The sequence below is a fragment of the Mycobacterium sp. genome (assembly GCF_052144515.1).
Taxonomy (GTDB): domain Bacteria; phylum Actinomycetota; class Actinomycetes; order Mycobacteriales; family Mycobacteriaceae; genus Mycobacterium.
In genome coordinates this window covers 1-5364 of sequence record NZ_JBKQQD010000502.1, presented here as the reverse complement: position 1 = coordinate 5364, position 5364 = coordinate 1, and the positions used below count along the sequence as shown (strand labels likewise).

Annotated in this window: 4 protein-coding genes; 1 reads left to right on the top strand and 3 read right to left on the bottom strand. The window is 63.8% G+C overall.

The annotated features are described in order from the left end of the window. Positions 1-2146: ATP-binding protein (locus ACLP9N_RS33905; RefSeq protein ID WP_442411490.1), on the bottom strand; the 2146-nt coding region annotated here is incomplete at its 3' end. Between the two features lie 285 nt (positions 2147-2431). Next, the gene (locus tag ACLP9N_RS33900) at positions 2432-3208 is read right to left on the bottom strand and encodes a DUF4185 domain-containing protein (protein WP_442411489.1); all 777 of its coding nucleotides are present in this window, start codon (positions 3206-3208) and stop codon (positions 2432-2434) included. A 1022-nt stretch (positions 3209-4230) separates the two neighbouring features. Here ACLP9N_RS33900 and ACLP9N_RS33895 point away from each other — a divergent pair. After that, on the top strand, positions 4231-4446 hold the full coding sequence (locus ACLP9N_RS33895) for a hypothetical protein (RefSeq protein ID WP_442411488.1): 216 nt from the start codon (positions 4231-4233) through the stop codon (positions 4444-4446). Positions 4447-4601: 155 nt separating this feature from the next. Here the strand turns inward: ACLP9N_RS33895 and ACLP9N_RS33890 are convergent, their stop codons facing one another. After that, complete coding sequence (locus tag ACLP9N_RS33890) at positions 4602-5342, bottom strand: helix-turn-helix domain-containing protein (RefSeq protein WP_442411487.1); 741 nt, start codon at positions 5340-5342, stop codon at positions 4602-4604. Positions 5343-5364: the final 22 nt, after the last annotated feature.

Sequence of the window (5364 nt, the reverse complement as noted above, 5' to 3'; positions counted from 1 at the left end):
CCAGTGACGCCTTGTCCCCGGCGGCAGCGCACAACTCACGCAACTCGTCAAAGCGATCCCCGGTTACATTCACATGCACTCGCCAGGCGGTCCCGCACAGCATGGTGCGCGGGGCGATGCGCATGGCGGTCCGGTTGAGGTCGTCGGCGGGTAGGGCGTCGGCGATCTTCTGGGCGCGCTCCCAACTCAGCCGCGCCGTCGCGATGTCGCGGTTGGTCGCCCATGCGGCGGCCCGCTTGTGCCAGCCGTAGGCGGCGTACAAATCACCGGCGGCCTCCAGATGTTCAGCGATGAGCGCCGCATTCTGGTCGGCCGATTCCGGCTCGCGGGTTTCGATCGCGACGGCCAGCCGCCGGTGCAGCTCGGCACGATCCGATTTGAGCTGGGCCTCATAGGCCACCGCACGAATGAGCGGATGGTGAAAGACATACTCCGGTTGTTCAGTGAACCCGACCTGGTCGATGAGCTGGGCTGCCACCAAGTCAGCAATCACCGGCTCAACACCCAGCACCGTGAGTAGGTCGAGACCGAACCGCGAGCCGACGACCGCCGCCGCGCTCAGCGTGCGCTTGGCTTTCGGATCGAGCCGGTCGATGCGCGCGGCAATAGTCGCCTGCAACGTGGCAGGCACGCTCACCTCGCTAACCTTTGCCACCGACGTGAAGGCACCGGGCTCCCCACGCAGCACACCGCGCTCGGCAAGATCGCGCACCAACTCCTCGGCGAAAAACGGATTACCGGCAGCCCGCTCGGCGACTCTCTGGCCCAGCGCATCAACCGACGGGTCGGGGCCGAGCAGATCTGCGACTAGTACTGCCGCATCTGAATCACTCAGCGGCGCAAGGGCTACGGTGTGAGCTTCGGCCACTCGGGTCAACGCGCCGTGATATTCGGGTCGGTAGGTGACCAGCACCAGCGAGGGCGTCTGCGGGATCACCGCAAGGAAATCGGTCACCATCGACTCGCTGACCTCATCGATCCAGTGGGCGTCCTCAACGACATAGACCACCGGGCGTTGGCGGGACAAACTGGCGGCGTTCACCAGCGCGGCCAACCGCCGCCGACGCGCATCGGGATCAATCGCCGGTATGGCAGTGCTCGGGTCGGCAATGCCGAGCAGGTCATCAAGTAGCAGCGCGTCCTCGGGGTCTGCGTCTGGAATTTGGTCTCGCACTCGGGCGCGGGCCGCCTGCCCGTCAAGGCCCTCGACGCCGGTGGCCGCCCGCAGCAGACGCGCCATGGCATGGAATGGGACCTGGCTGGTGTGTGACTCACAGAAGGCGCTGAACACCCCCACATCCCGGACCGCTGCCATCGCGGCGACCTCGCGCACCAGACGGCTCTTGCCGATGCCGGGTTCGCCCACCACCTCAACCACAGCGCCATGTCCACCGAGTGCGCGGTCCAACAAGCCCTCTACGGCGGACATTTCCCACCGGCGACCCACCAGCTTCGACTCAGCACGGCCAACAGGGCGACGCTCTTCCGAAATGCTCAGCAACCGTTGGGCGTGGATGGCTCGATCGGTGCCTTTGATGTGGACAAGCTCAGCCGCGCCGAGCGCGACCGCGTCTTCGACCAGCCGAGCAGTCGACGCACTCACCATCACTCCACCGGGCGGAGCGACCGATTCCATCCGTTGCGCCATACCCACTTGTTCGCCGATCGCAGTGTAGCCCAACGACGTTGAGCCGACTTCGCCAGCGATGACTTGACCGGAATTGAGACCAACACGCAACCGCAGGTCGATACCGTCGCGGTCTTTGACCTCAGCGGCCAGTCGGACGGTCGCATCTTGAATGCCCAGCGCCGCACGACAAGCGCGGACCGCGTGGTCCTCTATCGCAACCGGTGCGCCGAACACCGCCATGATGCCGTCGCCGGTGAACTTGTCCACCATGCCGCCGCAGTGCTGCACCACCGCTGTCGTGATGTTGACGAGTTCGGCCATGATCTCGCGCAGCCGCTCCGCCCCGACGGTCGCGGCGATGTTCATCGAATGGACGACATCGGCGAACAGCACCGTCACCTGCTTGTACTCCGCGCGGGTATCGCCGTCTTGGATTGGTGAGCCGCAGACGTGGCAAAACCGGGCGTTCTCTAAAGGCTCGGTGCCACACGCTCGGCACGCTGCTATGGCCGTCACCCGACCCTCCGCCAATCCGGCCCCGGCGTCTCCAAGGTTCTCTAAGGATAGGCCGTTGCACTCTTCCAAGAGGGGGCCGTCGGCGATTACGGTGATTCCGATACAGAGTTTTGAGACTCGCCAATTTCACCTGCTGCGCGACCGGCGTACCCCACGCGCATCGTTGTGGACGGAACATAGTGAAGTCGGAGGCGGCATAGGCTGTTGGGGCCCCTGCTCGTCAGCATTGACGGTGGCCGCGCTCACGCTTCTAACGCGAGCTAAACGCTTCCTCGATCAGCTGTATCAGCGATTGAGATTGACGACGAACTGTTGCACGTTGTAGGGATCGTTCGTGGTGGTATTCCACTGACTCACTAAAATGATGGCCTGGTCTAGGGTGGAGCCGGGAACGATGTAGCCGCCGTAGTTTTGCGGAACGGTTTCTTGGGTCGCGACTACCGTCACTGGTGTTTCCGGCGCCAACACTTGCGTCACGTCGTCAGTCACCCGGACCTCGACATTCCCCGTGGTCGCGTTGAACCCGGACAATACTTTCATGTTTTCGATCAAGCGGAGGCTTAGCTCGCCGAAGAGGTCATCGCTAAGAGGTGTCGGGGCCACATTCCAAGCCCAATTGCCGTCGTCCCCGATTCCCCAGGCCCACCATGTATTCCGGTCCGTGAAGCTCTCCGCAGGGCAGTGATAGAGCCACACGCTGTGATCGCGGGCGAACCCGTCGGCGACGATATACACCGAACCGTCGGGATCCTGGTAGCCGCTGATCTGTGTTTCGTTGCCGTCCTGCCAGCTGGCTGCGTCCCGCAAGGACCCAGGAACGGTCGGCCACCCCGGCCCGTTGGAGTTGATTTGTACCAGTCGCGTATCGATGGGTTGAAGGTTGGCCGTCCTTGTCACCAAGGCGTAGTCGATGCCGAAGACCTGGACGGTACCGGCTGGCAATTGACTACCGCCTGCGACGGGAGGCGGGGGCTCGGCGTAGAGGGTGCCATTCTGGCCAAACGAGCCGTCGAACTGGATTGGGTTGCTGTTAAGGGTGCCGGGCCGGACATGCAGGGCCATCGATGGGCCCGAGGTTGATGGCCTGCCCTGGTGCGGGCTGTGGCAGCTGTGGCAGTGCCAGCGCCTGCAGGGCCGCAGCGAGCACTGCTGGCCGGGCAGGGCGGGCACCTGACTTGGGTGCTGGTGGTGGGCGTTTGGCGGCACGTTTCCGTGGCGTGTGCTTCGATCCGGCACTCGTCCGCCCTGCTGATGGGACCTTCTTCGGTGGCTTCTTTTCGGGCATTGTGATCCCGTTCCCTGGTTGGTGGCTCAACAAGTAGGCGTCAATGTAGTGGATCAATTCGCAATACGAGACGGAATGGCACAATCGCAGCAGCCGATAATGAACACCATCCGGGGTCACCTGAAAATTGACTTTTGCGACCAATATCGTTGGCCGCCAACGGCAGCGGCGCGGGCCACGTGCTTAAAACGTCCAGCTTCGCTGTGGGTCTAGGACGAAGCCGTGCCGTTGGGCGGTGTCGTCGCCGTGGTTCTGGCGGAATCCCCTGATTAACATGCACGCGACTACAACGTCTTGTACACCGCAGGTGATCTGGTCGCCGCCCATCAAGTTTCCTCCGGCGCCTAAGATCACCTTCTCGCGTGATGCCAAGGGTTTCCCGTTGAGCTTGTCTGTGTCGGGAGGCCTGTTCTGGTCGAAATATGTCTTATAGTCCCCCGCGTAAACCTGGTTCGCTGGACGGTCGAGGCCAGGGATCGCCCCGAAGCAGAATGCTGCCGTATCTCCACGGCTGCTCCACATTGCACACTGCAAGCCCGTTGGGCTCGTAAATGTTGCCAAGGCGTAATAGCGGGACACAACATGATCCTGCGACACGTCAGTGAACCCATTGAGATCCGGAAACCCGGGCGGTGGCGGGGCCTGCGGCGCGGTCAAAGCCGAAGTGGACATAACAGGTGGCGACGCGGATGTGGCTGCCGGAGGGGCTGCAGGTGCCGAACCCACAGCCGGATGCCTTAAAACCCGCACAACGACTACGACAACGGAGGTCAGGACTGTCACGACGGCCAGAGCGATCATGACCCGCCGCCAGGTAACGGTACTCACCTACACCACCGCCCCTCTCCGAACGACGACCGACGTACAACACGCTACGGGAAGCTGGGCGCCCTGGCGGCGGCGCCGACTCCATCCGCTGGGCGATACTGAATCGCTCACCGACGGCGGTGTAACCCAAAGCGCCCGAACCGATCTCAACGGCAATTACCTGACCGGAGTTAAGTCCTACGGGTGACACCGACACAAACTTTTGAGACTCTCGTATGTCGTCTATTTCGAGAACGCAAAAGATACGGGCGCGTGCAGGTTTTGCCTGCCGGCAGCATAGGACGTTGTCGCGGTTGGTCCGCTTCCCCCGGGCCCCGGTCCGGGTCCAGTCAAAGAGCAGCGTTAACCGAGGGCGGCTAGGAGGGCATTCGTGCCAGCGACGATCGCCTCAAGTTGGGTCTGCGAGAGCGGGGCGAACAGTGCCGCCATCTGCGCGTTCGTTGCCGCTTCGGCCGCGGCCTTCTGGGCCTCGACCTCGGGGGTGTACTCGACCATGTCCTCCTCGGAGAGACCATGCCTCTTGAAGTTGTCGAGGTCTCGGTTGAACTGACAGGCAGTAGCAGGCGAGAGCCCGGCGGCCTTCACCGCATCGGTGTGCACACCGCCGCGCAGCTCTCGCAACAGGATGGCTGCCCGGTACGCCCGAGCGGCGGCCGTCGGCGCTGCCGGGGCTGAGCGGTAGCCGTCGAACAGCGGCCAGGAGCCCGAGGGAACCGTGGCGACGAGGGCGCCCACCGCGTCGGTGAACGCGCCGAGGGTGGCCGAATCCACTGCGGCGAAGGCGGCCTCGGCGTAGTCGTCAGCGGCACCGAGGTGGGCTGTCGCGATCGCGTCTTCACTGGCCAGGCTGCGACCCTGGGTCACCACCGCGGCGATCATGCCGGGCTTGAAGAAGTAGAAGGTGGCGTCGGCGGTCTCCGGGTCGACGCCACCGAGCATGGATGCTCGACCGGCAGCGTAGAGGGAGACGACGTCGAGGCCGATGGCTTCGCCCCGGGCGCTGGCTTGTTTGGAGAAGTAGAAGTTGGCCGCCAGGTCCCCGAGAGGGCCCGCGATGGTCGAGGCTGCGGTGGTTGCGTCCATCGCCCCAACCTAGCCAGGCTCC

Bases quoted from the DNA above. Each gene is read 5' to 3' on its own strand.
- ACLP9N_RS33895 (WP_442411488.1), top strand. From the start codon at position 4,231: ATGACCCGCCGCCAGGTAACGGTACTCACCTACACCACCGCCCCTCTC.
- ACLP9N_RS33890 (WP_442411487.1), bottom strand. From the start codon at position 5,342: ATGGACGCAACCACCGCAGCCTCGACCATCGCGGGCCCTCTCGGGGAC.
- ACLP9N_RS33900 (WP_442411489.1), bottom strand. From the start codon at position 3,208: ATGGCCCTGCATGTCCGGCCCGGCACCCTTAACAGCAACCCAATCCAG.